Raw genomic sequence first — 25,452 nt, forward strand, 5'->3', positions numbered from 1 at the left:
CCGAGGCGTGGTTCGCCGGTGTAGAAATTTGTGCATGCGGCGCGGTTCCTGACAGCACATCTGTTCGACCGCGAAGATCGTTAAAAAAATAATCACGATGCAAATTTTTTAACTTTTCCGTTGCCGAAACCGGTTTCGGAACAAACAAATGGAAAAAATGAATGCGAATCTCTCATATCCTGCTCGCTCGACGATGAATCGCACCTCGGTTTCGGGGCGCGTAAAACTGGATGAGCTGGCTGCGCATCTGGGTTTGTCGAAAAGCACAGTGTCGCGCGCATTGAACGGCTATTCAGATATTTCCGAGGTCACGCGTGCGCGTGTTGAAGCCGCGGCGCGAAAGCTGGGATACCGTCCGCTAAGCCATGCACAGGCGATCCGCACCGGGCAGGTGCGCGCGATTGCGATGGTGCTGAATGCGGATGAACCGGACCAGCACAATCCCTTCCTGCAGGATTTCCTGGCTGGTGCCTGCGAAGCCGCCAGTAGCCACGACTGGACCATGACGATTTCCACTGCGACCTCCGAGCAGGACACGCTGAAAGTGCTCAGCCGCCTGTATGAGGAACGCAAGGCCGACGGTTTTATTCTGCCGCGCACATTAGTGAAGGACGCCCGGATCAGCCTGCTGCGCAACCTCGAAGTGCCACATATCCTGTACGGCCGCACTGGCTACGGTAACCCGAAAGACTGGTTGGACGTGTCATGGTTCGACATTGCCGGTGAAACTGCCATTTGCAAGGCGGTGCAACGTCTGGCGGGGTTGGGGCATGAGCGTATCGGCTATGTTGGTAGCGATCTGAAGTTCAACTACAGCCACCTACGCCGGGATGGCTATATCGAAGGGCTGCGGGCCGAGAGTCTGCCGCTTGATCCTGATCTGATCCGCGACGGTGCGCGCACGCGGGATGCAGGTGCGGTACAGGCCCGCGCCCTGATGGCTTTGGATAATCCGCCCACGGCGATTGTCTTTGCCACTGATCTGGCCGCTTTGGGCTTTTACTCCGTGGCCGAGGATCTGGGGCTTGAAATCGGTCGTGACGTGTCAGTCATCGCCTATGACGGCATTCCCGAAAGCCGTTATGCGCGCCCGGCGCTTACCACCTTTGCCGTTGACTCGCGAATGGCCGGTCAGCGGCTTGCGACACTGCTGATCCGTCAAATTCGGGGTGAGCCTCCCGCGACGCTTCGCGAGTTGGCCGAGGCCAGTTTGATCGAAGGGGGGTCGGACGGGTCGCCGAACCTGACGCCCAGTGAATTGGCACAAAAAATACAACATCAAGAGTGAACACAACCGGGGAGGAAACCATCGATGAAACTCACACCCAAAGCCGTGAAGCTTATGCTTGGCTCGTCGCTTGCAGTGGTACTGACCGCGTTGTCGGTGCAGGCCGACACGATCCGTTTCTGGACTACTGAGGAACAACCCGAGCGTTTGGCCAAGCAGCAGGAGATGGCGGATCAGTTCAAAGCTGAAACCGGCACCACCGTCGAGGTGATCCCGGTCACCGAAAGCGATCTGGGCACCCGCGCCACCGCCGCCTTTGCCGCAGGCGATCTACCGGATGTGGTCTATCACACGCTGCAATATGCTCTGCCCTGGGCCGAGGCCGGTATTCTGGACACCGAAGCCGCGACTGAAGTGATTGAAGAACTGGGCGCAGACACTTTCGCCCCCGGCGCTTTGGCGATGGCTGCGTTCAACGACGAAACCGCCTCGGTGCCTGTTGATGGCTGGACCCAGATGGTGGTTTACCGCAAGGACCTGTTCGACGAGGCTGGTTTGGAAGCGCCGGACAGCTTTGCCGACATTCAGGCTGCGCTGGAGGCTCTGCACAATCCGCCGGAGATGTATGGTTTCGTCTCGGCTACCAAAGTGGACGAGAACTTCATGAGCCAGGTGTTGGAGCATGTCTTCCTCGCCAATGGTGTGTCACCCGTGGGCCCGGACGGTTTCCAGCCGCTGGACGAAGCCAAAACCACCGAGGTTCTGGACTTTTACAAAGCGATCTCCGAGGCCTCGCCTCCGGGTGAACTGTACTGGAAGCAGTCGCGTGAACTGTATTTCGACGGCAAGGCCGCGATGATCATCTGGTCACCCTTCATTCTGGACGAGCTGGCCGGTCTGCGCGACAGCGCCCCGCCGACAATCAACGACGACCCGACTTCGCGCGATCTGGCGGGCAAAACCGGTATTGTCACCAAACTGTCCGGCCCGTCGAACCCGGATGGTGCAGCCTGGGGTGACGTTCGCTACTTTGGCATTACCAATGATGCGGATACCGATGCAGCAATGGAATTCGTGAAATATGCCATGGATCAGGGGTATACCCAGACGCTGGCGATTGCGCCCGAGGGCAAGTTCCCAGTCCGTCGTGGTAATGCCGACAACCCAACCGTGTTCTCCGAGGCCTGGGCCGAGCTGCCGGTGGGTGTCGACCGCAAGGCACCTCTGGGTGAGCTGTACGAACAGGCGATGATTGATGAGATCGTTGGTGGTCTGGACGTGGCACAGCGCTGGGGCGTGGCCGAGGGCCAACTGGCGCTGGCGTCGAAAATGATTAACTCACAGGCCGTCAACCGCGTTGTCCGTCAGTATATCGACGGCGAAATTGACGCCGCCGCCGCCGTTGCGGCGATGAACGAAGAGCTGGCCAAGGTTCAGTAATCCACCAGCACCTGCAGCGGCGTTCGCGCTGCTGCGTCCCAACCCTTCGAGGTACCCCATGACTTCGGCCACCCCACCGACCGGAACCGGGGCGTTAGCCAAACGCGAGGCGCGTTTGGCCTGGACGCTGCTGGCTCCAACCATCATCAGCGTGTCGCTGGTTGTGATCCTGCCCTTGCTGGCGATCATCTGGATCAGCTTCAAACCCTTCACCCTGTCCGATTTGCGCCCGCCCGCACCGGTCGTGCGTGAAAGCCTGCGCGGATCGGGTGACGATCTGCGGATCGAATACCGCCTGCGCAACTCCAGTCAGGAAATCTCAATCGCTGGCGTGACATTTCGAGATGTTTTGCCTGACGGTGTAACGCCAATGGGCGAAGTCGCTACCCCCTGCGTACTGGACGGGCAGGAGTTGTTCTGTGACTTCGGCACGCTGGAGGGGGGGCAGCGCGAACGCATTCGTATCCCGGTTTCGCTCGATGGCGACCCCGATGCATTTGAAGATCTGGTCGAAGGATCTGAACCCGATGTCACTGGTAGCGGGCCGAGTGTCCTGACAAATTTCGAATTCAGCCTGGAAAACTTTGCCCGAATTTTTGACGGGGACGAGTTCTGGGGCGTGCTAGGCGTGACCCTGTTTTATACCGTGTTCGGCACCATCGGCGCGCTGGTTATGGGGCTGTTTGCCGCCTTGCTGCTGAACAAGAGCTTCAAGGGGCAGGGCTTCATCCGCGGCCTTTACCTGTTCCCCTATGTGGCACCCGTCATTGCCGTCGCCTTTACCTGGGTGACGCTGTTTGACCCGTTCTCGGGCTCGGCCAACGCGCTGCTGGTGCAGATGGGGCTGAGCAGCGAGCCGATCAATTTCTTTGGCGAGCGGCCTCTGGCGCTGATCATGGTTACTGTGTTCGAGATCTGGCGCTATTTCCCGCTGTCCTTCCTGTTCATCCTTGCGCGGATGCAGTCCATCGACTCCAGCATGTATGAGGCGGCGGATATGGACGGGGCCTCTCCGTTCCAGAAGTTCTGGCTGCTGAGCATACCGCAGCTGCTGGGCATCCTCTCGGTGTTGTTCCTGCTGCGCTTTATCTGGACCTTCAACAAGTTCGACGACATCTTCCTGCTGACCGGCGGCAATGCTGGCACTCGCACACTGACCGTGAATGTCTATGAACAGGCCTTTGCGGTCTCGAACATTGGGGCGGGCGCGGCGGTGGCCGTGGTGATCCTGATGTGCCTGATCGCCTTCAGCTTCGTCTTCTTCCGCTTCATCAGCCGTGAGGAGGGTCTGTGATGCGCAAAGGGTATATCACTGGCCCGATCCTGGGCGCGCTGTGGTTGGTAGTGATAGCCACCACCATCGCGGTTACCATGTCCTTCGCCACGGGGGCAGCCTTCCGTCCGCAGGTTCTGCTGAGCTTGATTTGGGGCGCATTGGCAGGTCTGGCTTATGTTCGCTTTCCCGCCCGTCATGCCCCGGCGCGTCTGGGCGTGTCGGCCCTGCTGGGTCTGACCTGTCTGACCGGCTTTGGCCCGGTTCTGATCGGCTCGGACACCACGCTGCAGGCGGTGCTGGTCACTATAGTGGCGATTGCTGCCGTCATGCATCTGTCGATGGCGGAAATCCTGAAAGAGCTGCCCTTCGGCGAACTCACCCGTCACGAATACGAAGACGCGGTGATCCGCTTCTGCACCGGCTTTGGCTATATCTTTTTCACCGCCATCGTAATCATCCCGTTCTACGTGATGGTGATGACCAGCCTGAAATCGCAACAGGCGCTGTTGCAGAACCCGCTGGACTTCTCGGTCGACCTGTCTCAGGGCTGGGCGTTGTTCCGCAGCTATACCGAGCTGTTCCGCGACTTTAATTTCGGCACCTATCTGTGGACGTCTTTCTATGTCTCGTGCCTGACCGTGTTCATCACGCTGCTGTTCAGCGTGCCGGGCGCCTATGCCGTGGCGCGGTTCCGGTTCAAGGGGCAAAAGGCGTTCTCACGTTCGATTCTGCTGATCTACATGGTGCCGATGATCGTTCTGGCGCTGCCGATCTATATCGCATTCTCGTTGACCGGCCTGCGCAACTCGATCCTTGGCATCGTGATGATCTACCCGGTCACCACGATCCCGGTCGCGCTCTATATGCTGCAGGGCTATTTCCGCGGACTGCCGACCGAGGTGGAAGAGGCCGGTCTGATGGATGGCCTGTCGCGTCTGGCGGTGATCTGGAAGATCACCCTGCCGCTCAGCCTGCCGGCACTGGCGTCGGTGTCGCTCTATGTTTTCATGATTGCCTGGAATGAATTCCTGCTGGCCTTCATGCTGCTGGACGACCCGTCGAAATTCACTCTGACCCGAGGCGTCACGATGCTGAACTCCTCAGAAATCCCCCGCCAACACCTGATGGCCGGGGCGGTGATAGCCACCGTTCCAATCATGGCCCTGTTCCTGGGGCTTGAACGTTTCATGACCAAGGGCCTGACGGCTGGCTCGGTCAAAGGATGACAGACATGAACTACTATACGACGCCGAGTGAATCGGCTCGCAACATCCTGATTGCCAATGATCGGGGCGGTTACACGATCCCGACCAGTGGCCTCTATCCCTATCAGTGGAACTGGGACAGCGCGGTTGCAGCGGTAGGCTTTGCCGAGTTCGACATCGACCGCGCCTGGGTCGAGCTTGAGACGTTGTTTTCGGGCCAGTGGGCGGACGGCATGGTGCCCCATATCCTGTTCCACAAGCCTGATCCGGGCTATTTCCCCGGGCCGGACGTCTGGGGCGGCACCGGGCCGGTTGCGTCGTCGGGCATAACCCAGCCGCCGCTGGCCGCCACCATGGCACGGCGGGTCTGGGACAAGGACCGCGTGGTGGGTGAGGCACGCCTCCGCGCCCTGTTCCCGGCCATGCTGGCCTGGCACCGCTGGATCATGAAATGGCGTTTAGACGAACACGGCGCCGTCTGCACAACCCATCCCTGGGAGGCCGGACGTGACAACGCGCCGGACTGGGATGGCGCAATGGCGGGGATCGATGCCTCGGACGTGGGTGAATATCAGCGCCGCGACACCAGCCATGTGAACAGTGCTGACCGGCCCACCAAATACGACTATGACCGCTATATCAAACTGGTGCAAATCGGGCGCGAGGTCGGATGGGATCAGGCGCAACTGCTGGAGCTGAACCCGTTCCGCGTTGCCGACCCGACCATGAGTTTCACCACCCTGCGCGCCGCCCGCGATCTGCTGACCATCAGCCAGAAACTTGGCATCGAATCCAAGGGTCTTGACGCGGATGTGGCCCGGCTTGAGGCGGGCGCGCGGTCGCTGTGGAACGAGGCGCTGGGCGCCTTTGACGCCCGCGATGCGCATACGGGTGAATGGGCCGAAAGCGTCTCTAACGCGAGCTATCTGTGCTGGTACGGGGGGGTTGACTCCCCGCAGATGCTGGACCGAGTGAAAACCGTTCTGACCACCGTGCCGCATCCGATCCCCAGCTATGATCCGAACATGCCCAAATTTGATGAACGCCGCTATTGGCGCGGACCGACCTGGGCCTTCATGAACATGCTAGTGGGCATTGGCCTGAAGGATATGGGCCACGGCGTCGAGGCCGAGGCCCTGCGCCTGAAAACCGGTCGCCTTATCGCGGGCTACGGCTTTGCAGAATATTACGACCCGATCACTGGCAGCCCGGCCGGGGGCAATTCGTTCACATGGACAGCCGCCGTTTGGCTGCATTGGGCAGGGAGGAACTGATGGGCAGCATCGAACTCAAGGCCGTCGAGAAATGGTTCGGCGAAGTACAGGTGATCAAAGGCATCGACCTGCAGATCGAAGAGGGCGAGTTCGTCGTCTTCGTTGGCCCCTCGGGCTGCGGCAAATCCACCCTGTTGCGGATGATCGGCGGGCTCGAGGATATTTCGCGTGGGTCGCTTCTGATCAACGGGAATGACGTTACCGATCACCCGCCGTCAAAACGTGGGCTGACCATGGTGTTCCAGTCTTATGCGCTGTATCCCCACCTGACCGTGGCCGAGAACATGGGGTTCTCGCTGAAGGTGGCGGGCGTTCCGAAGGCCGAGATCGCCGAGCGTGTGGGCAAGGCCGCCGAGGTGCTCAAGCTGGAACCTTATCTGGAACGTCGCCCCAAGGATCTGTCAGGTGGGCAGCGTCAGCGCGTGGCGATTGGCCGGTCCATCGTGCGCGACCCCACCGCGTTCCTGTTCGACGAGCCGCTGTCGAACCTCGACGCCGCCCTGCGGGTCGAGATGCGGTATGAGATCGCCAAGCTGCACCAGAGCCTCAACCGCACCATGATTTACGTGACCCATGATCAGGTCGAAGCGATGACTCTGGCCGACCGCATTGTCGTGCTGGAGTTCGGCAAGATCGCGCAGGTCGGTACGCCCCGAGAGCTGTACGAACGCCCTGCCAACCTGTTTGTGGCGCAGTTCATCGGCAGCCCGAAGATGAACGTCATCCCCTGCACCGTATCGGGGGATCAGTTCCAGCTGGAAAACGGTGGCAGTGGTCCATTCGACCGAACCGGCACAGCTACGAAGCTGGGTATCCGCCCAGAACATATCAGCGTGGTCGAACCCGGCGCGGGTCACAGTAACGGGATGGTTGAAGTGGTCGAATACCTCGGCGCGGACATGTTCGTCATCGTCGATTGTGGGACCGAGGAAAAGGTCACCGTTCGCCTTGGTGGCGACACCCAGATCAAGGCGGGGACCAAGATCGGACTGCATTTCGCGCCCGAGAAGCTGCAGTTCTTTGATGCAGAAGGGAAGGCGCTGTAAGCAGGAGGGGTGGTGATGAGGGTTACCTCAACACCATCCCCTCCGGCCAGCTGAGGGTAGTATTCAGCTCAATGATTTTGGATTGGCCTGGTGTCAACTCCATCTCCCAGGCCAGAATGCCGCGTTTGTTATCCACGTTTTCGTCCGTTGGGATTGGGTTTGCGGTCCAAGAAATTTCCAGATCGCTCTGTTCCGAGAACGGGACACGGTCGATGACGCGCAGAGGCCAGGTTTCGTTCGTGAGATTCTCAACTTGAATCTGGGCGCGCTGCAGATCCTCGTTAGATCGCGAAATCAACCCGACATCACCACTGCTACGGCTCAGAACATCGCGGTCGACCACCAAGCCATACAGTGGGCCAAAGCCAAGTTCGATCTCTTCGCCGGGGCCGATTTCCGGGCCGATATCAGCCGCTACCAGGGCACCGTTAACGAGATACCGCGCCAGGCTGGAGGCCAGTAGGTTCTGATCATAGGGGTTTGTGAAGCGCGCAGTGCGATAGGCAGTGTCATCATAGCGCGGTGTGGCGAGAGCGAAAACTTCGGCGCTCTGGGTCAGGCTGTCGAGCTCAAACTCGGCAATCGACTGGCCACTGGAGATCGAAATCGGATTGGGCAGTGTATAGGTGACGCCTGTGCCCTGGACTGATGATGGATCAATCATAAACCCTTGTGTTTCTTCAACAATCACCGGCGCTTCAACCACCGGCTCTTCCAGATTGCCAAAGCTGTCGCTAGCGGGTTTCTGCACGACCTTTTCTCGGATGAACATACGCCGCGAGTTCATTCTGCTTGCGCTGTTTTGACCCGCAGGTTGTAAGGTCGAAACATTCAGTTTGACGTTCTGCCAGTTCTCACCGGTGTCTTGGCTGACCAGGACGCGGCGCGTTATCTGAACTTCTGGGGTTTCGCCAGTTGTCAAGTCAAACTCATAACCAGGGTACCAATTGGCCTCGTAGAGGTTCAGGTACGACAGCGACAGCGATCCCTGGGTGGCTGTCTGGGCTGTGACGTCCACGGCCACAAACAAGAGATCTTCGGTCTCAGGGAGCAAGGCAACAAGATTTGCCTGTGCGGCCTCCAGTTCAATTTCCAGGTCTTCAAGCTGGAATTCGACGTTGCGGGCCTGGATTTCCGCGGACTGGGCTGCGGCTTCGGCCTCGAGACTTTCATCGCCCACCATGCGAGCGATGCTGCGCAGGGCGTCAGCATCCGACCCGGCCAATCCTTCGTTCCGGCCAAGGTTTGACAGAAACGCAATCTTTTGGCGGGCTGCTTCTGCGGTCAACCGCGCGGTTGCCGCCTGATCTTCGACCGTCCTGATAGATCTTCGATGCCAGCGATACGATCTTCGGCTTGTTTGATCTCATCGCTTACATAATCGTGCCAAGGCACATCCTCGGCGCGCATGATCAGAGACGTTTGTGTCAAACCCTCGGCCTGGAATTGCATCGTCCAAAGCTGCTGCTCATCTTCACCGGCGGGAACGCCCAGCAGCACAATGCGATGATTGCCTGCTGGAATGTCGAAGGTGCCGGTGCGGAGAATCTCAGCGCCCTCGGGATAAATCGTCACTTCGCTGACCGTGGTATCAATGGTGAAGGTTTCGGAATTCAGAAACGTGGGCGCAAAGGCCAGTAGAAAAGTCAGGTGTTTCATAAAATCTCGCGGTAAACATATATGTCTACCGCATAAGTTGCAGCCGTTCCCGGACACATCAAGCAAAAAAGGGCCGCCTGGAAAAGGCGGCCCTCGTGGTTTTTCGGTTGGGACCCACCTCAGCCCTTTTTCAGAACCTCACGGCCCAGCAGCTCGGCGATCTGGACTGCGTTCAGGGCTGCACCTTTGCGCAGGTTGTCCGAAACGCACCACAGGTTGATGCCGTTCTCAACGGTCGAGTCCTGACGGATGCGGCTGATGAACGTGGCGAAGTCGCCCGCGCATTCAACCGGCGAGACGTAGCCACCGGCTTCTCGCTTGTCGATCACCATGATGCCCGGTGCTTCGCGCAGGATGTCGCGGGCTTCGTCCTCGTCCAGGAATTCCTCGAACTCGATATTCACGGCCTCGGAGTGGCCAACGAACACCGGAACGCGGACGCAGGTGGCTGTGACCTTGATCGACGGATCGACGATCTTTTTGGTCTCGACAACCATCTTCCACTCTTCCTTGGTCGAGCCGTCTTCCATGAAGACATCGATCTGCGGAATGACGTTGAAGGCGATCTGCTTCTGAAACTTTTTCGGCGGAACGTCGGTGGTGGGGTTGTAGACCGCTTTGGTCTGATCCCACAGCTCGTCCATACCTTCTTTACCGGCGCCTGAAACCGACTGATAGGTCGACACGACAACGCGCTTGATTTTGGCGCGGTCATGCAGCGGCTTCAGCGCAACAACCATCTGCGCGGTCGAGCAGTTTGGGTTGGCGATGATGTTTTTGTTTTTGTAGTCGTGGATCGCCTCGGGGTTACATTCCGGTACGATCAGCGGAATCTCAGGGTCATAGCGATACAGCGACGAGTTATCGATCACCACGCAACCGGCCTCGGCCGCCTTAGGGGCGTAGACCTTGGTTGCGTCCGAGCCGATGGCGAACAACGCCATGTCCCAGCCGGTGAAATCGAAGGTGTCGATGTCCTGGGTCGTCAGTGTCTTGTCGCCAAAGCTAACTTCTGTGCCCAGCGAACGACGGCTTGCCAGAACGGCGAGTTCATCGACTGGGAACTGGCGTTCCGCCAGGATGTTCAGCATTTCGCGGCCCACGTTACCCGTGGCGCCGGCGACAACGACGCGATAGCCCATTTCATGTCTCCAAAGTTAAGGACGCGCGTTCATAGCCGCGTTGCAGCAAAGAAAAAAGGGTTTTCGGTGCCAATTTCCGCGATTAACGACGAATTGACACGGATCGGTGCGCCTTAGGCAGTATTCAGCAGCGACCGGTAGACTTTTACGATGGCTTCGGCCTCGCCTTCGATTCGAAAATTCTGCTCAACATGGTCCCGTGCGACCCGTCCGGCGGCGGCCAGTTTGGCGGGGTCCTCCAGCATTTGGGCCAGTGCGTCGGCCAACGCGGTGGCATTGTCCTTTTCCACCAGACGACCCGTCTCACCATCTTTGATCTGAGCACTGAACGCCCCCACATCGTGGCAGGCTATTGCCGGCACACCCGAGGCCATCGCTTCAAGCGGGGTCAGGCCAAAGCCTTCGTGGCGCGCGGGGGCGACGAACAGGTCCAGCGCCCGATAAGTCTCCACAATTTCGTCCCAGGGGCGTTCCCCCAGAAAATGCACTCGATCTCTAATCCCTGCCTCTTGCAGCTTTTGTTCCTGCTCGCGTTGAAAAGCTTCGAATTCAGCGGTGGTGCGGCCTGTGAAGATGATGCTGGCGTCCGGATGAGAAGGCAAAACAGCGATCGCGGCGTCCACCAGAAGATCGACGCCCTTCTGCGGGCGTATACGACCGAAACAGCCGATCACAGTTCCACCGGGCAAGCCCAGCTTGTCGCGCAGCACCTGCTTGTCTTCGGCGGGGTGAAACAGCTTGGTGTTCACGCCATGCATGATGACGGTCGACGGGTGCTGCAAGAACGAGGCCGCTTGCGGAGTCGTGGCGATCAGCGCGTCCATCTTCGAGATCAGCCATTTCGTGAAGCCGGAATGATCCCGCTGTGCCGCTGAAGTGAACAGCAGTTTCAGATTCCGGCGCAGGATATGGCGCAAGAACAGACCCATCAGCATTTCGGTATTGCGACGCGCGTGCCAGACCCGCAGTCTCCGGTTCGACAGGAACGGAACCTTGATCAGCCGGATATGAGGCAGATTGTCCGGCAGGCCGGGTCCTGTAGCAACAATGCCGATCATATCTTTTTGGATCGGCAGCAGACGAATAACCGTTGTGGTCACCCCTGACAGGCTGTGTTTCAGGTTCGGCGCGATCACCTCGATGTCCTGCACAGCGCTCTCCATAGTTGATGTCAGTTCACGTTGTCCCGGCTGAATAGATAAATCACGCAGCCAATGGCAAGCGTGACCGCGAAAAAGCCGAATATCGCTGTGTAGGGTGCAGTTGGGCTGATGTCCACTGTGGCGGCATGTATGCGACCGGTGACGAATTGCGCCAAGCCGACCCCACCAACACCGAAGAGGTTCAACAGGGTCATGCCGCGCCCAACCAGATGTGGCGGGGCAAAAGCCCGGCCATGGGCCATGATGACCGGAAAGCTGGCTCCCAGCAAACCGATCACTGCCATCAAAACCACAGACAGCCAGACCGCGTTTTCGACCCAAAGGTACAACAACACCAAACCGGCCACGGTTAAAGCATTGCCGCCAAAGATCACCCATTTGCGGGTGCCCAGCATCCTGTCCAGCGGTCCATAGGCAAAGGTCCCGGTGATCATTGCTGCGCCCATGATCAGCGTGGCCTGTCCGATCTGGGTTGTGCTCAAACCGAAAATGTCGCTGAGATACGGTCCGGCCCATAATCCGCGAATTGCGCCAGATGGTGCATAAGAGACAAGCATCAACGGCAGAATTGTCCAAAGTGCCGGTTCCCTGAGCAGGTCCAGAAAGGAACCTCTTTGTTCCGTTTCGACTTTCTTGGGGTCCTTTACTTTGGTCCATATGCCCAATGCGATGGCCGCCGAAAAAACAGCCAGCGAGACCATCGTGGCACGCCAGCCCATCAGCTCAACCGCCAGCGCGGTGGGGTAAGAGGCCACCAGATTGCCCACCGACCCAACACCCAACATTAGTGCGGCCAGCGTCGCAAAGCGTGCCGGAGGGTATTCGCGCGCAAAGATGTAGTAGGACGCCATCAGGACCGGAGAGCAGCCGATCCCGATCAGTGCCATGGCAATAGCGATGTGAAAGGGCGTGCTGGCCGCAGCAAACAGCGCCGCACCGCCAGCCCCCCCAACCATCAGCAATACCGCCGCTGTCAGGCGCGGCCCGACCCGGTCCAGTGCCCATCCCACGGGCAATTGCATGGCGGCAAAGATCAGAAACCAAAGGCCCGAGGCAAATGCCAGATCTTCGGGAGTTGCCCCGATATCGCGACCCAGATCAACACTGAGCACCGCCAGAAAAGCGCGAAAGAACTGGCTGAGCACGTAGCCCAGACACAAGACCACCAGACCCGCTTTCATGAAATGCCCCTACTACCCCAAGCTTCGGAGAAATGCTTGGCACGTTGCAGTGCCTTGCACAAGCGCGTGTGCTATACTGATTGCACCGGACAGAGATCACAATCGGGCTACCTTTACTCTGACACATCGCCCCGAGGTATCGATGAAAGACGCACAGGCTGCATTTTACGAAAACCTGCCCTTGCAGCGGGATTTCACCCGCTTGACGCACCCCGGGCGGTTCGCCGCCGTTCCCGATGACTGGGCGTTGGGTGTGGCCGATATCGTCGATTCCACCGGTGAGATTGCCAAAGGTCGCTACAAGACGGTCAACATGGTCGGCGCGGCGGTTATTTCGGCCATGATCAACGCGTTGAAGGGGCAGGAGTTTCCCTATGTTTTTGGTGGTGACGGGGCGGGATTCGCCGTTCCTGCAAGCGCGGTCGATACAGCCCGATCAGTTCTTGCCGATCTGCGGCGCTGGGCGGACGAAGAGTTCTCGATCTCATTGCGCGGTGCACTTGTGCCAGTGTCGGAGCTTCGACAAGCCGGTAAGGATTTGCGTGTAGCACGCTATGCGCCCTCGGACGGGGTGGATTACGCCATGTTCTCCGGTGGTGGGTTGGTCTGGGCCGAAGCGCAGATGAAAGAGGGTCAGTTCGAAATCACCCCTGCTGAACCCGGCGCGCAACCTGATCTAACCGGGCTCTCCTGCCGCTGGTCCAACAGCAAAGCACGGCATGGAAAGATTGTGTCCCTCGTGGTGCAGCCTACGCCCAAGGCAACCGAGAGCGATTTTTCCGACTTGGCCCAATCGGTCCTGTCTGCGGCCGAGCGGCTGGAACGTGCCGGCCATCCAGTGCCGGAGAACGGCCCTCCGATAAGCTGGCCGCCGCCGGATACCACGCTCGATGCGCGCGTGTCGCGGGCCGGGGGCAATCTGTTTGCACAGAAGATGAAGCTGCTGGGGCAGAACCTGCTGATCGCGCTGTTGTTCAAGACCGGCAAACGCTTGGGGCAGTTCGATCCTGAGCATTACAAGCGCATGGTCAGCCGCAACGCCGATTTTCGTAAATTCGATGACGGGCTGAAAATGACGCTGGATTGTGATCCGACGACCCTTTCACAGATCCAGGTGATGCTGGAACAGGCGCGCGGGCAAGGCAAGGTCCGCTATGGTCTGCACGCGCAGGATGAGGCGATGATGACTTGCTTTGTGCCTTCGGCCACGCGCGACGACCATGTACACTTTGTCGACGGGGCCTCGGGTGGCTATGCACAGGCCGCCGCCACGATGCAGGGCTAACGGGGGTTATTTCGCCTTCCATTTGGCGGCCAGCGTACGTGCTGCTTGTGTCAGCAGCATCACGTCGATCCCCACGGCCAGAAACTGCGCCCCCATGTCCATGTAAGCTTGGTTGGCTTCGTCATTGGTGCCCAGAATACCGGGAGCTTTGCCCGCTGCCCTGATCCGCTTGATTGCATCAGCAATGGTGGCCTGCACCTCGGGCGCGGCGCTGTTTCCCTGAAAACCCATATCGGTGGACAGGTCCGCGGGGCCGATGAACACACCGTCAACACCCTCGACTGACAAGATATCGTCAAGCGCCGTCATGCCGGCACGGTTTTCCACCTGTACCAGCAGGCAAATCTGCGCATCTACGGTTTGGATATAGTTGCGGACCGATCCGTAACCGGTGGCCCGCGCAGCGCCAGCCCCGACGCCCCGCACACCTTCGGGCGGATAGCGACAGGCACGCACCAGTTCACGGGCCTTCTCCGCGCTTTCCACCATTGGCACTAGAACGGTCTGTGCACCGACATCCAGCACCATTTTGATCAGCGCCGTATCCCCAATCGGCACCCGTACCACCGGATGAGTAGGGCTGGCCGCCAGCGCCATCAGCTGATCGCGGATCGAGCGGATGTCATTCGGCGCATGCTCACCATCAATCACCAGCCAGTCGAAACCGGCGGTGCCCATGATTTCGGCCGTAACGGCTTCGCCGAAACTACTCCAGCAGCCGATCAGTCGATTCCCTTCGATCAGAGCCTGTTTGAAGGCGTTATTTGGCGCAGGCATAGTAGGACCTCTAGATCAATGAACGGGCGATTTCTGTGATGACATCATAGGCCATGCGAACGTCATACTCGGTGGTTTCGAACTGGCCGGCCTGAAAGCGGATGACCAAATCGCCGTCGACTCGGGTTTGTGTCAGATAAATGCGTCCATCGTCGTTGATGGCGTTGACCAACTGAAGGTTCAGATCGTCCAGACCGGAATATCCTTCAGGTGCGTAGCGGAATGTCCAGAGCGACCACATCGGTGGCGTGACAATCTGGAAATCCGGCTCAGCCGCCAGCCGGTCATGCAGATTGACAGACCAGTTCACATGATTGCGCAGCCGTTCGCGTAGCCCTTCCAGCCCATAGGCACGCATCACAAACCATAATTTCAGCGCCCGGAACCGGCGGCCCAGAGGTACCGACCATTCCGAGTAGTTAATGATCCCGTCCTTGCCATGGGTCTTGAGGTATTCCGGGCTGATCGCAAGTGTCTGCACCAGATCGTCCGGGTCTTTCAGAAAATGCGCGCAGCAATCGAATTGCACGCCCAGCCATTTATGCGGGTTGAACACGATACTGTCGGCTTGATCGACACCCGGCCAGTAATGGCGGTATTCCGGGCAGATCATCGCCGATCCCGCCCACGCTGCATCTACATGGGAATAGAGGCCATATTTTTGCGCGACCTTCAGGCATTCATCCACCGGGTCGGTCGCCCCAGTGCCGGTTCCTCCGACACATAGAATGACGCCAGCGGGCTGTAAACCAGAGTCTAAATCAGCTTGAATTGCAGTTTCCAGTGCTGTCGGATCCATCCCGCGCCAGTCGCCTTTAATTGGAATGCGAACCAGATTGTCCTGCCCGATCCCCGCAACCCAGATGGCGCGATCCACAGATGTATGAACTTCGGCAGAACAATAGACCCGTAACGGTTTTTGCCCGAACAACCCTTGTTGGTTGCCTTGCCAGCTCAACGCCTTTTCTCGCATGGTCAGCACTGCGGCCAATGTCGCGGATGAGGCTGAATCCTGAATCACACCCGCAAATCCATTCGGCAGGTCCAACGCCTGCCGCAGCCAGTCCATCATCCGCGTTTCCATCTCAGTCGCGGCGGGTGAGGTCTGCCACAGCATACATTGCGGCGCGATGGCGCTGGCAAGAAATTCTCCCAAAACGGACGGGGCCGAAGCGTTCGAGTTAAAATAGGCAAAGAACCTGGGATGCTGCCAGTGGGTGACCCCAGGCATCACGATCTCTTCGAAATCGCTAAATATTTCTTCCATCGCCTGCGACTTCTCGGGCGGATGGGCGGGCAGGGCGTTCAGGACGTCCCCCGGCTCGGTCCGGGCGCGTACCGGTTTGTCGCCGACTGTCAGGTGATAATCCTGTGTCCATTCGGCAATCTTCTTGGCCCAATCCGAGAATTCATCCCATTTCATTTCAAACCTCAGTAGCGTTCAGCAAAGGGTAATCCCCCGCTGACAGTGATGGGCATCTGCTGCCGAAGGTCAACGATCTTTCGATTTCTCGCCGCCCAGAGTGTGACGAGTGACGAACTGTTTCGAGCCTAACTTGAGCTAAATCATCATAAACATGCAGAAAAACAGATTGTTGAGTTGCTAAAAATGTGGATTTCGGCAAGAATTTCGTATGACCAATGAAGTACCATTGACGTCACGTTCACTGCCCATTGCGTTGCTTCGGGCTCGGGAACGGGTCATGGGACCCATTCGAAAGATGCTAGCGGATGTTGGTGTAACCGAACAGCAGTGGCGCGTTTTGCGTGTCCTGAATGAGGAAGGCCCGCAAGAGCCGACCCATATTGCGGATCGGGCCTGTCTGTTATTGCCTAGCCTTACCCGTATCCTGCAAAAGCTAGAGGCCAAAGGGCTGATCGTGCGGCGTGTGCACCCTTGCGACAAGCGGCGACAGATTGTCGACATTTCTGACAAGGGTAAGCAGATTATCCGGGACAATATCCAGGTTACAATTCATCTAGCCGAGGATCTGCGTACTAAGCTTGGGCCCGAACGCCACGAGGCGTTGCTGGACCTGTTGAACGAATTGCGTGATCTGGACTCGTGATGTCCCATATTTGAAACCCGCCAGAGACTGGTGCGGTCTCTGGCGGGGTGGCCAGACGTGTACTGGATCTTGTGCCTGGCCTGAGGCCGGTTGAGTCGGCTAGTTTCCGACGGTCCGGCCCGCGATTCAGAGAACGCTCCAGCCCGAAATAAGACCGGCTGTCTGGCACAAAGACATGTGGGGGCGTGCCTTTGACCACTGTTCCCTGAAATAGTTACTCCAACATTGCCGGTGCGCTGCACCTATGTGTTGGGCCGTCTTCGCGTTGTGGCGGATGTTCGAACCTCCGCCAACCTGAGAGCGGTGACCAGAACGCGTGACACCCCGATTTGTCAGCTGTTGATCGTTCTGTCACCTCACTACGTAGAGCTCTTCAGGTCGTTTTCAAAGGTAGGACATCTAAACTGTGAACGCAAGATTAACAAGCAATTTAACCTAATGAAAAATTTTCAAATAATTCCGGTGAAGCTCATGTGAAACGCCTAACTTGCTCCGAAGGCCTTCTGCACAAAGATGCGCGCTGAAGGATAGTTTTAGGGGTCGAAATGCCTGACAGTTTGTTTTCTCTCCCCAGTCTGATTGAAACACCGGTGCAGGGGCAGGACCGTCTATATCCGGTGGGCCGGATTTTGTGTCGTCGCAACTATGCGGCACATGCGGCTGAAATGGGACAGGACGTTGCCCTGAGGTGCCAATTTACTTTACCAAATCGGCACCAAACGCGGTGCTAACCGGGGTAAGAGGCCCATACCCGCCAGGAACCGAAGATTTCCACCATGAGATGGAACTGACGGTGGCCATCGGCAAACCCATGTTCCGGGCTACCGGCGCGCAAGCTTGGGATGCGGTTTATGGCTACGGCTGCGCTCTGGACATGACCCGCCGAGATCTACAGATCCGTGAGCGCAACAAACAGCGCCCGTGGGATTTGGGGAAGGATCTTGAGGCTGCCACTGTGCTTACACCGCTGATTCCGGCTGCGGATTGGGCGCCTAAGGACGACATTCGCATTTACCTGAGCGTGAACGGCGAGACCCGGCAGGATGCAACGCTGAGCGAGCTGCTCTGGAAGGTTGACGAAATCATCAGTCATTTGTCTGGCTATTATCATTTACGCCCCGGAGATATGATCCTGACCGGCACACCTGCTGTCGTCGGCCCCGTTCAGGCTGGGGATGTGATTGAAGGCGGAATGGATGGGTTGCAACCGATCCAACTGACCCTGTCCAAGTCAGAATAATCCCTATTTAGGGTCTTTTAGCCAGTCCTTCGCAAATTCCACGTCTTCCAATCCGGCAAAGCGGCGAACACGGTCCAGCTCTGATTGCGAGCGTCGGGTGCGAGCGTCTGACCAGCGCACTGAGCGTTCCGGCCACAGTGCGCTCACTTGAAGGATACCGCGGTCTCGGTGCGCTTTCATGTCGATACGACCGATCATCCGGTCTCCTTCCAAAAGCGGGAAGACGTAGTATCCGTAGGTCCGTTTGGCGGCGGGGACAAAAACTTCGATCCTGTAATGGAACCCGAACAGCCGCTCGGCCCGGTTGCGGTCGCGCAACATCGGATCAAAGGGGCTGAGTACCCGGATGCGGCCTGGTGGCGATGGTGTTTCAACTTCGGTCAAGCCCGGCTGGGCGACCAGTTTGCGGAGCCGCCCATCAGCGCAAGTGATTTCGACTTCCTGCACTAATCCCTTAGTTAGAGCCTTTTCACACCATTGCTTTGCTTCTGCCACGCTAACGGTATCCCAGAAGGCCGCAAGTTCTCCGGGCGTCGCAAAACCCAACCGGTCCAGCGCGGCGTTGCACAGCCAGTCCACGGTTGCCTCGGCATCGCAAGCCAGGTTGCCTGGGCACAAATGCGTGTCGATCACCCGTTCGGTCAGATCATATCGTTTTTGAAACCCGTTGCGGCCAATCACTGTCAGGGCACCCGACCGCCACAGGAATTCCAGCGCAGTTTTCGACGGGTGCCAGTCCCACCAGCCGCCCGAGCCTTTCTTTTCGTCCTGACCCACATCCGAGGACGAAACTGGCCCATGGTCGCGGATGTGTTGCAGGACAGTGGCAAACTGTTGTTCGAACCCATCCCGGCGCCAGTTCTTCCAGCGTGATTTCAGCAGAGCCTCATCGCGCTGAAACCGCAGATGCCAATGAGGATAGAACTCCATCGGGATGACGGCGGCATCGTGGGTCCAGTGCTCGAAAAGAGCTTTGTCGCGTTCGTAAAGGCGCTTGAGGTTGTTCGCGCGATAGGACGGCCTGCGCGAGTACAGGATCATGTCATGGGCGCGGGCCACGGTGTTGATACTGTCCAGCTGCACAAACCCCAGCCGGTGGATCAATTGCAGCAAATCCGCGCCCTTTGCCCCGCCCGAGGGCTGTTCGGCCAGCGCGTGGCGGTCCATGAACAGGGCACGGGCCGCCTTGTTGTCCAGCCGGGGTAGTGTCACAGGTCAGCGCCGTTTCAGCGTGTCGCCGTAGCTGATCTTGGGTGTCAGTGTTACACGGGTCTCAACCTCGGCATTCGGGTCAGCCAGCTGAGCCGCGATGATTTCCGCCGCCTTGCGTCCGATCTCTGACCGACAGGCATCCATCGTGGCCAGTTTACGCGGCAGCCCTTGCAGAAGCTCGACATTGTTGAAGCCGGCCAAACCGATCTGACCCGGTACATCGATGCCTTGTTCCAGCAGGTACAGTAGTCCACCTGCGCCGATCATATCGTTGGAATAATACAGGAAATCCAGTTCCGGTGATCGTTCCAGCATGGCCTGCGTCATCTCGCGCCCCTTGGCCAGGGCAGAGCCGCCGGAATAGAACTCGCGATCTTCGATCTCGACACCGTTTTTGCCCAGCACTTCGGTGAAGCCTTCAAAGCGCTTCCGTGCCCGGTGGTCCAGCGGCATTTTGGTACCCATGAAGCCAATATGCTGATACCCGGCCTTCAGGATCGCCTCGGCCATCTCGCGCCCGGCGCGTCGGTGAGAGATACCGACCATTGCATCAACCGGCTTGCCGTCCGTATCCATGATCTCGACCACCGGGATACCGGCCGAGTCCAGCATGGCGCGGGCCGCTTCAGTATGCTCCAGCCCGGCAATGATCACGCCCGATGGTCGCCACGAGAGCATCTCGTACAGCACTTTTTCCTCTTTTTCAGGCAAGTAATCGGTGACGCCGACCACCGGCTGTAGTTCGGTATCCTCCAGCACCTGGTTGACACCGGTCAGCACCTCGGGGAACACCATGTTAGACAGCGAGGGGATAATCACCGCGACCAGATTCACCCGGCTGGACGCCAACGCGCCCGCGATCTTGTTAGGCACATAACCCAGCTCTTTTGCGGCGGCCAGAACACGGGTGCGGGTGGCGTCGGACACGTCGCCCCGGTTCCTCAGAACTCGGCTGACCGTCATCTCAGATACTCCGGAAGCCTCTGATACATCGCGAAGGGTAAGCGGGCGTTTTGTTTCTGTGGTCACGGAGAGCACCTGCACTGTTGTTTTGCCCGATGGTAGCGTGAACAGGACGCGATTTACAACTGTTCAGCAAACCCCATGACAAGCAGAAAAAACACAGGTACAGAGAGCCTTGCGCGGCCCCGTGGCTCAACTGGATAGAGCAGCCCCCTCCTAAGGGGCAGGTTGCAGGTTCGAATCCTGCCGGGGTCGCCAGTGTTAATTCGCCTCAAGTTGAGGCCGGACGGTACTTCAGACGACGCCGACGTCCGACAGCGGGGTTCTCGTGGCGGAGATAGAGGTCAGATACCCGTCTCAACAGGCGCCAATCCGTGGCCAGCTAGCCAGTCGAATTTGCTTATCAATCAGGTGGCCATTTTGTAGCCCCGGTACAGTGAACACCCAATTGACCCGTCGGTTGAGCCTGTCATCGACCTACTTGGACTTTGGCTGTTAGAGCCCGGCAAAATGAGCGAGTCCCTTTTGGCCGGCAGTTGTCTTGCCGTGCCGAACACATTGATCACCGCTAAGGCTTCAGCTCTTCAACGTTGAGCGTCGCCAATGGCTCTGGAAACCGGGCACGAGTGCGGTTGGCAAATGCTACCAACGACAGCATCACAGGCACTTCGACCAGAACGCCCACGACTGTTGCCAGCGCCGCGCCCGAATTCAGCCCGAACAGGCTGATGGCAACAGCAACTGCCAGCTCAAAGAAGTTCGATGTGCCTATCATGGCACAGGGGGCCGCGATCCGGTGGGGAACTTTCAAAGCATAAGCGGCACCGTAGGCCAGCGCGAAAATACCGTAGCTTTGGATCAAGATAGGCACTGCGATCAGGGCGATCACCAGCGGTTTGGCCAGAATGGTCTGACCCTGCAGACCGAACAGGATCACCACCGTTGCGATCAAGCCCATGATGGACCACGGTTTAACGCGAGCAGAAAACGCATCGATGGCCTCTGTTGAACCCAGTTTCCGGCGGGTGATCAGCCCAGCGATCAGCGGTAGGACGACGTACAGCACCGTCGCCAGAACCAGTGTCTGCCATGGGACGGCGATATCGGTAACACCCAACAAGAAGGCGACGATGGGCGCAAAGGCCACCACCATGATCAGGTCGTTCACTGAAACCTGCACCAGTGTATAGGTGGCATCCCCTTTGGTCAGTTGCGACCAGACGAAGACCATCGCGGTGCAGGGGGCGGCGCCCAGCAGGATCAGGCCGGCGGTGTATTGCGCAGCGTCTTCGGGCTGAATCCACGGCGCAAAAACATAGTCGAAGAACAGAACGGCAAGAAGCGCCATGGTGAAGGGTTTGATCAACCAGTTGACCACCAGCGTCACGATCAACCCTTTGGGTTGGCGCGCCACGCCCGCGACGGCACCAAAATCGACGCCGACCATCATCGGATAGACCATCGCCCAGATCAGCAAGGCCACCACCAGATTGACACTGGCCACTTCGGCAGAGGCGACCAATGCGACAAGACCGGGCGCAGCCAGACCGATGAGTATCCCTGCGATCATGGCGAGGGCGACCCAGACGGTCAGGTAACGTTCGAAGATGCTCATGTGTACGCCTCAGTGGTTTGATCGGTCAGTTTGCCCGAGGTCAGCGCGGCCAGCGCCACCATCACCGCCGCAGTGCCCAGAACAAGGGGCAGGCCGCCTATCTGATAGGTGAAGCCAGACAGAACGGTGCCCGCTAGACGGCCCGTTGCGTTAGCCATGTAGTAAAAACCCACGTCCATCGTGACCCGTTCCGATTTGGTAAAGGCGAGGATCAGGTAGGAATGCAGTGAGGAATTGACCGCAAAGATCGCCCCGAACACCAGCAGACCAACAACAAGTGTGGTGGTCAGCCACTCCTCCTGCCCTGAGGACATCAGTACAGCCACAGTCAATACGGCAGGTACGCAGAACAGTGCGGCGGCCCAGTTGCGGGCGGCGCGGATCAGGTCGCCTTCGCTTCGTTCGTTTGCACGCAGAATTTTGGGCGCGCTGGCCTGAACGGCTCCGTATAGAATGATCCAGACTGCCATGAAGGTGCCGATCATGAAGAAAGCAGCGCGGTTGCCCTCCTCTGTGCCGTCCGACAGCACGGCGTAGAAATAGATCGGGATGCCGACCACGAACCACACATCCCGCGCGCCGAACAGGAAGACTCGCGCTGCCGACAGCCAGTTCACATTTGCGGATTTCGAAAAGACCTCGGAGAACTTCGCCCCCTTGCGCCCTTTGGGCAAGCCCGGCGGCATGAACAAAATGACGGCAATTAGTATCACGGCCAGAACCGCGGCCATTACCAATACGGCCCAAGTGAAGCCCAGCGTCGCCAACAGCGCCGCGCCGAGCAAGAACCCCAGACCTTTCACGGCGTTCTTAGACCCGGTCAGTACTGCGACCCAGCGGAACAACCCACCATCCTCGGTCGGGGCCAGCAGTTTGACGGCGGATTTCGAGGACATCTTGGCCAGATCCTTGGCGACTCCACTGGCGCCCTGTACCAGCATGACAAAGGCAACAGATGCACCAATCGCCCAGTTAGGGTCTAGTTGCGTCAGTGCAAGCAGAGCAACAACCTGTAACCCAAGTCCGGCATATAGCGTCGAGGTCAATCCGAAACGCGCTGCGATCCAGCCCGCCGCAAGGTTCGTCACCATGCCGGCGATCTCATACAGAACAAAGAGATAAGCCAGTTGCACCGGCGAGAAACCCAGCGTATGAAAGTGCAACAGCACCAACATCCGCAAGGCTCCGTCGGTCAGCATAAAGGCCCAATAGGCCGCCGTAACCGCGATATAGGCCGACAGTCCCTCGGGCCTCTGGGTCACAGCGAGGCCCCAACCATCAACGTGACGTCAACCAGACGATGTGCATAGCCCATCTCGTTGTCGTACCAGGCATAGATCTTCACCTGCGTCCCGTTCACCACCATTGTCGAGGGCGCGTCGATGATCGAGGAGCGCTCGTCATTGGTGTAGTCGGTCGAGACCAGAGGACGGGTCTCATAGCCCAGAATGCCCTTCATCTCGCCGTCGGCCGCGGCTTTGAAGAGGGCGTTGACCTCTTCGACCGTGGTTTCACGCTCAACCTCGAACACGCAATCGGTCAGTGAGGCGTTCAGCAACGGAACGCGCACGGCATGGCCGTTCAGGCGTCCCTTGAGCTCCGGGTAAATCAGCGTGATCGCCGTGGCCGAACCAGTGGTGGTCGGGATCAGCGAATTTAGGGCCGAGCGCGCGCGACGCAGGTCTTTCGCAGGGCGATCAACGATGGTTTGAGTGTTTGTCACGTCATGGATTGTGGTCATCGAGCCGTGGCGGATACCGAGATTCTCGTGGATCACCTTAACGACAGGAGCGAGGCAGTTGGTGGTGCAAGAGGCCGCCGTTACGATATGATGAGCGGTCGGATCGTAGACTTCGTCATTGACCCCCACAACAATATTGGCGGTCGGCCCGTCTTTGACAGGGGCCGAGACGACGACTTTCTTCACGCCAGCCTCGAAATAGGGTGCCAGCTTGGCCTCGGTCTTGAACACGCCGGTGCAGTCGATCACCACGTCGACACCGTCCAGAGGCAGTTCGTTCAAATTCTTGGTGCCGATAAAGGGCAAGCGGGTGCCGTTGACGGTGACGCTTTCGGCATCGTGCGAAAACTCAGCGTTCCAACGGCCATGCACGGTATCGAACTCCAGCAGATGCGCGTGCATCTCGGGAACGCCAACCCCGTCGTTGATCCAGGCGATGTTCGCGCCCTTTTCCAGCAGCGGCTTCAGGGCCAGTTTTCCCATCCGGCCCAGGCCGTTCAGTGCATAAGTCGTCATTTTTGGTCCTCAAAAGACTCTCTGCCGATGTCATCGACAGCAGATTGCAAAGCGATCCGGTCGAGGCTTTCGACCGGCAAAGAGGTAAAAGCCTGAATCCTGCGCTGCAGCGCGCCATAGGCGTTCTGGAAAGCCAGGCTTTTTTCGGCATCCGTGCCAGTTGCCTTGACCGGGTCTACCATGCCCCAGTGGCCGCTGATCGGCTGACCTTCCCACGCCGGGCATTCCTCGTTTGCGGCCTGGTTGCAGACGGTGAAAACGAAATCCATCTCGGGTGCACCCTCAGCGGCGAACTCGGACATGTGCTTGGACCGCAACACCGAAGTATCGTGCCCCTTGTCCTTCAGGACCTGCATGGCGAAGGGGTTGAGCTCGGATGTCGGTTGAGTTCCAGCGGAATACACATTGAACCGTTCACCGCCCAATTCGCGCAGCAGCGACTCAGCAAATATCGAACGGGCGGAATTGCCCACACATAGAAACAGTACATTGAATTTGCGGTCCGTCATGGTGTCATTTCCTTGATTAAAGGGCATGCAAATATCGGGGCGACCACGGCAGCAATCGAGAACCAGAAAATCCAGCATCTGCTGCACGTTCTTCATATCAACCGAATAGAGCAGAGATGTTCCCGACCGCTCCTGTGTCACCAGACCCGAGCGTTGCAGCGCGTTCAGGTAGTTCGACAGGGTGCTGGCCTTGATGTTCAACTCAACGGCCAGCTCTCCTGCGGGTACAGCGTCAGGAAAGCGCCGCATTAACATGCGAAACACGGAAATGCGCTGAGGGTGGCCGAGGATGGCCAGTTGGCTTGAGATCTCTTCTATCATATTTCATGAAATATTGAATTAATGAGGATGCGTCAATCAATGAAAGAGGCTGTAATAAAAAATTCACAATCTGAATATGCTGCTGGATGCCGTGCCGGCTGAGGGATCTATCGGGCGGTAGATGGGGTCACGGATCTTCACCCTTCTTTAGAAGAAGCTTGAATTCCCACACAACGAGACTTGCGCGTACAACTCCGACCGTTTAAACGAAGCGTCGCTTGCCTCAATAGCTCTACAGCACAGGCGGTTCCTTCGAACCTCGAGAATACCTTTTCGATTGACCTGTGAAGCAGAAAGTTAGGAGTGCAGGAGAAGAAATTTGGGGCCATTCTATGGCCCGGAAAGCCGCTGTAGCTCAGCTGGTAGAGCACGTCATTCGTAATGATGGGGTCGGGGGTTCGAGTCCCTTCAGCGGCACCACTTCTCTCAACAATCCGCTTTCTGAAAGTCGGTGCCATTTCGGCGGTCCCAGACCTTTCAATCGGAAAAGGCGCGTTTGCTCAAATTCGCGTCTGGATCGGTCGGTGTTATTGATATGCTGCATCCGGCTCGCTCGGAGCTCCAAAAAATTTCCCAAATAGCGTGTGGGT

The 25,452-nt window shown here is 58.2% G+C and carries 21 protein-coding genes, 2 tRNA genes and 1 pseudogene; 11 read left to right on the forward strand and 13 right to left on the reverse strand.

The window, feature by feature from the left end; genetic code table 11:
* The first annotated feature begins 148 nt into the window (after window positions 1-148).
* The 6 genes from ABLN94_RS09440 to ABLN94_RS09465 are packed head-to-tail and all read left to right on the forward strand — an operon-like array spanning window position 149 to window position 7,469.
* Window positions 149-1,288: a LacI family DNA-binding transcriptional regulator gene (locus ABLN94_RS09440; protein ID WP_352991855.1), complete on the forward strand. Its 1,140-nt coding sequence runs from the start codon at window positions 149-151 to the stop codon at window positions 1,286-1,288.
* Window positions 1,289-1,312: 24 nt separating this feature from the next.
* Window positions 1,313-2,668, forward strand: coding sequence for an ABC transporter substrate-binding protein (locus ABLN94_RS09445; protein ID WP_352991857.1), 1,356 nt, complete (start codon window positions 1,313-1,315; stop codon window positions 2,666-2,668).
* 58 nt (window positions 2,669-2,726) lie between these two features.
* Complete coding sequence (locus ABLN94_RS09450) at window positions 2,727-3,962, forward strand: carbohydrate ABC transporter permease (RefSeq protein WP_352991859.1); 1,236 nt, start codon at window positions 2,727-2,729, stop codon at window positions 3,960-3,962.
* Window positions 3,962-5,170 (forward strand): carbohydrate ABC transporter permease, encoded by a 1,209-nt coding sequence (locus ABLN94_RS09455; protein WP_352991861.1) that lies wholly within the window; start codon window positions 3,962-3,964, stop codon window positions 5,168-5,170. The genes ABLN94_RS09450 and ABLN94_RS09455 overlap by 1 nt, the downstream gene beginning before the upstream one ends.
* A gap of 5 nt (window positions 5,171-5,175) precedes the next feature.
* The gene (locus ABLN94_RS09460; protein WP_352991862.1) at window positions 5,176-6,423 is read left to right on the forward strand and encodes an MGH1-like glycoside hydrolase domain-containing protein; all 1,248 of its coding nucleotides are present in this window, start codon (window positions 5,176-5,178) and stop codon (window positions 6,421-6,423) included.
* Window positions 6,423-7,469 carry an ABC transporter ATP-binding protein gene (locus ABLN94_RS09465; protein WP_352991864.1) on the forward strand — a complete coding sequence of 349 codons (1,047 nt, stop codon included), beginning with the start codon at window positions 6,423-6,425 and terminating at the stop codon, window positions 7,467-7,469. The genes ABLN94_RS09460 and ABLN94_RS09465 overlap by 1 nt, the downstream gene beginning before the upstream one ends.
* 22 nt (window positions 7,470-7,491) lie before the next feature.
* Here ABLN94_RS09465 and ABLN94_RS09470 read toward each other — a convergent pair whose 3' ends face one another.
* From ABLN94_RS09470 to ABLN94_RS09490, 5 genes are all read right to left on the reverse strand, one after another.
* On the reverse strand, window positions 7,492-8,757 hold the full coding sequence (locus ABLN94_RS09470) for a DUF4139 domain-containing protein (RefSeq protein ID WP_352991866.1): 1,266 nt from the start codon (window positions 8,755-8,757) through the stop codon (window positions 7,492-7,494).
* On the reverse strand, window positions 8,754-9,128 hold the full coding sequence (locus ABLN94_RS09475; protein WP_352991868.1) for a DUF4140 domain-containing protein: 375 nt from the start codon (window positions 9,126-9,128) through the stop codon (window positions 8,754-8,756). Before ABLN94_RS09475 ends, ABLN94_RS09470 begins: the two co-directional genes overlap by 4 nt.
* Before the next feature lie 119 nt (window positions 9,129-9,247).
* The gene (locus tag ABLN94_RS09480; protein WP_352991870.1) at window positions 9,248-10,270 is read right to left on the reverse strand and encodes an aspartate-semialdehyde dehydrogenase; all 1,023 of its coding nucleotides are present in this window, start codon (window positions 10,268-10,270) and stop codon (window positions 9,248-9,250) included.
* Window positions 10,271-10,383: 113 nt separating this feature from the next.
* Window positions 10,384-11,421: a glycosyltransferase family 4 protein gene (locus ABLN94_RS09485; protein WP_352991872.1), complete on the reverse strand. Its 1,038-nt coding sequence runs from the start codon at window positions 11,419-11,421 to the stop codon at window positions 10,384-10,386.
* 20 nt (window positions 11,422-11,441) lie between these two features.
* On the reverse strand, window positions 11,442-12,614 hold the full coding sequence (locus ABLN94_RS09490) for an MFS transporter (protein WP_352991874.1): 1,173 nt from the start codon (window positions 12,612-12,614) through the stop codon (window positions 11,442-11,444).
* Window positions 12,615-12,756: 142 nt separating this feature from the next.
* Between ABLN94_RS09490 and ABLN94_RS09495 the strand changes: the two genes are divergently transcribed.
* Window positions 12,757-13,899, forward strand: coding sequence for a DUF3095 domain-containing protein (locus ABLN94_RS09495; RefSeq protein ID WP_352991875.1), 1,143 nt, complete (start codon window positions 12,757-12,759; stop codon window positions 13,897-13,899).
* Window positions 13,900-13,905: 6 nt separating this feature from the next.
* Here the strand turns inward: ABLN94_RS09495 and ABLN94_RS09500 are convergent, their stop codons facing one another.
* On the reverse strand, window positions 13,906-14,676 hold the full coding sequence (locus ABLN94_RS09500) for an HpcH/HpaI aldolase family protein (protein WP_352991876.1): 771 nt from the start codon (window positions 14,674-14,676) through the stop codon (window positions 13,906-13,908).
* A gap of 10 nt (window positions 14,677-14,686) precedes the next feature.
* Window positions 14,687-16,099, reverse strand: a complete 1,413-nt coding sequence (locus ABLN94_RS09505) for a pyridoxal phosphate-dependent decarboxylase family protein (protein WP_352991878.1) — start codon at window positions 16,097-16,099, stop codon at window positions 14,687-14,689.
* 211 nt (window positions 16,100-16,310) lie between these two features.
* Here ABLN94_RS09505 and hpaR point away from each other — a divergent pair, with 211 nt between their 5' ends.
* Window positions 16,311-16,745 carry a homoprotocatechuate degradation operon regulator HpaR gene (gene hpaR, locus ABLN94_RS09510; protein ID WP_352991879.1) on the forward strand — a complete coding sequence of 145 codons (435 nt, stop codon included), beginning with the start codon at window positions 16,311-16,313 and terminating at the stop codon, window positions 16,743-16,745.
* 545 nt (window positions 16,746-17,290) lie between these two features.
* Window positions 17,291-17,985, forward strand: a pseudogene (locus ABLN94_RS09515) (fumarylacetoacetate hydrolase family protein).
* 3 nt (window positions 17,986-17,988) lie between these two features.
* Here ABLN94_RS09515 and ABLN94_RS09520 read toward each other — a convergent pair.
* Both ABLN94_RS09520 and ABLN94_RS09525 read right to left on the reverse strand, forming a co-directional pair.
* Window positions 17,989-19,197 (reverse strand): winged helix-turn-helix domain-containing protein, encoded by a 1,209-nt coding sequence (locus tag ABLN94_RS09520; protein ID WP_352991881.1) that lies wholly within the window; start codon window positions 19,195-19,197, stop codon window positions 17,989-17,991.
* Window positions 19,198-19,200: 3 nt separating this feature from the next.
* The gene (locus ABLN94_RS09525) at window positions 19,201-20,226 is read right to left on the reverse strand and encodes a LacI family DNA-binding transcriptional regulator (RefSeq protein ID WP_170488061.1); all 1,026 of its coding nucleotides are present in this window, start codon (window positions 20,224-20,226) and stop codon (window positions 19,201-19,203) included.
* Between the two features lie 115 nt (window positions 20,227-20,341).
* Between ABLN94_RS09525 and ABLN94_RS09530 the strand changes: the two genes are divergently transcribed.
* Window positions 20,342-20,418 (forward strand) — tRNA-Arg (locus tag ABLN94_RS09530).
* Between the two features lie 310 nt (window positions 20,419-20,728).
* Here the strand turns inward: ABLN94_RS09530 and arsB are convergent.
* From arsB to ABLN94_RS09550, 4 genes are read right to left on the reverse strand one after another with little or no spacing between them, the layout of a single operon-like run.
* On the reverse strand, window positions 20,729-21,775 hold the full coding sequence (gene arsB, locus ABLN94_RS09535; RefSeq protein WP_352991883.1) for an ACR3 family arsenite efflux transporter: 1,047 nt from the start codon (window positions 21,773-21,775) through the stop codon (window positions 20,729-20,731).
* On the reverse strand, window positions 21,772-23,037 hold the full coding sequence (gene arsJ / locus ABLN94_RS09540; RefSeq protein WP_352991885.1) for an organoarsenical effux MFS transporter ArsJ: 1,266 nt from the start codon (window positions 23,035-23,037) through the stop codon (window positions 21,772-21,774). Before arsJ ends, arsB begins: the two co-directional genes overlap by 4 nt.
* Window positions 23,034-24,032 (reverse strand): ArsJ-associated glyceraldehyde-3-phosphate dehydrogenase, encoded by a 999-nt coding sequence (locus ABLN94_RS09545; RefSeq protein ID WP_352991886.1) that lies wholly within the window; start codon window positions 24,030-24,032, stop codon window positions 23,034-23,036. The genes arsJ and ABLN94_RS09545 overlap by 4 nt, the downstream gene beginning before the upstream one ends.
* Entirely contained in the window at window positions 24,029-24,862 is an 834-nt protein-coding gene (locus ABLN94_RS09550) for a MarR family transcriptional regulator (RefSeq protein WP_352991888.1), read from the reverse strand. The genes ABLN94_RS09545 and ABLN94_RS09550 overlap by 4 nt, the downstream gene beginning before the upstream one ends.
* A 344-nt stretch (window positions 24,863-25,206) precedes the next feature.
* On the opposite strand from ABLN94_RS09550, the gene ABLN94_RS09555 reads away from it, so the two are divergent.
* A tRNA-Thr gene (locus ABLN94_RS09555) sits at window positions 25,207-25,282 on the forward strand.
* Window positions 25,283-25,452: the final 170 nt, after the last annotated feature.

It is taken from the genome of Ruegeria sp. SCP11 (assembly GCF_040329455.1).
GTDB classification, from domain to species: domain Bacteria; phylum Pseudomonadota; class Alphaproteobacteria; order Rhodobacterales; family Rhodobacteraceae; genus Ruegeria; species Ruegeria atlantica_E.

Coding starts and splice junctions, on each gene's coding strand:
- ABLN94_RS09450 (WP_352991859.1), top strand. CDS start 2,727: ATGACTTCGGCCACCCCACCGACCGGAACCGGGGCGTTAGCCAAACGC.
- arsB (WP_352991883.1), bottom strand. CDS start 21,775: ATGAGCATCTTCGAACGTTACCTGACCGTCTGGGTCGCCCTCGCCATG.
- ABLN94_RS09440 (WP_352991855.1), top strand. CDS start 149: ATGGAAAAAATGAATGCGAATCTCTCATATCCTGCTCGCTCGACGATG.
- ABLN94_RS09500 (WP_352991876.1), bottom strand. CDS start 14,676: ATGCCTGCGCCAAATAACGCCTTCAAACAGGCTCTGATCGAAGGGAAT.
- ABLN94_RS09490 (WP_352991874.1), bottom strand. CDS start 12,614: ATGAAAGCGGGTCTGGTGGTCTTGTGTCTGGGCTACGTGCTCAGCCAG.
- ABLN94_RS09460 (WP_352991862.1), top strand. CDS start 5,176: ATGAACTACTATACGACGCCGAGTGAATCGGCTCGCAACATCCTGATT.
- ABLN94_RS09550 (WP_352991888.1), bottom strand. CDS start 24,862: ATGATAGAAGAGATCTCAAGCCAACTGGCCATCCTCGGCCACCCTCAG.
- ABLN94_RS09505 (WP_352991878.1), bottom strand. CDS start 16,099: ATGAAATGGGATGAATTCTCGGATTGGGCCAAGAAGATTGCCGAATGG.
- hpaR (WP_352991879.1), top strand. CDS start 16,311: ATGACCAATGAAGTACCATTGACGTCACGTTCACTGCCCATTGCGTTG.
- ABLN94_RS09455 (WP_352991861.1), top strand. CDS start 3,962: ATGCGCAAAGGGTATATCACTGGCCCGATCCTGGGCGCGCTGTGGTTG.
- ABLN94_RS09475 (WP_352991868.1), bottom strand. CDS start 9,128: ATGAAACACCTGACTTTTCTACTGGCCTTTGCGCCCACGTTTCTGAAT.
- ABLN94_RS09465 (WP_352991864.1), top strand. CDS start 6,423: ATGGGCAGCATCGAACTCAAGGCCGTCGAGAAATGGTTCGGCGAAGTA.
- ABLN94_RS09545 (WP_352991886.1), bottom strand. CDS start 24,032: ATGACGACTTATGCACTGAACGGCCTGGGCCGGATGGGAAAACTGGCC.
- ABLN94_RS09495 (WP_352991875.1), top strand. CDS start 12,757: ATGAAAGACGCACAGGCTGCATTTTACGAAAACCTGCCCTTGCAGCGG.
- ABLN94_RS09445 (WP_352991857.1), top strand. CDS start 1,313: ATGAAACTCACACCCAAAGCCGTGAAGCTTATGCTTGGCTCGTCGCTT.
- ABLN94_RS09480 (WP_352991870.1), bottom strand. CDS start 10,270: ATGGGCTATCGCGTCGTTGTCGCCGGCGCCACGGGTAACGTGGGCCGC.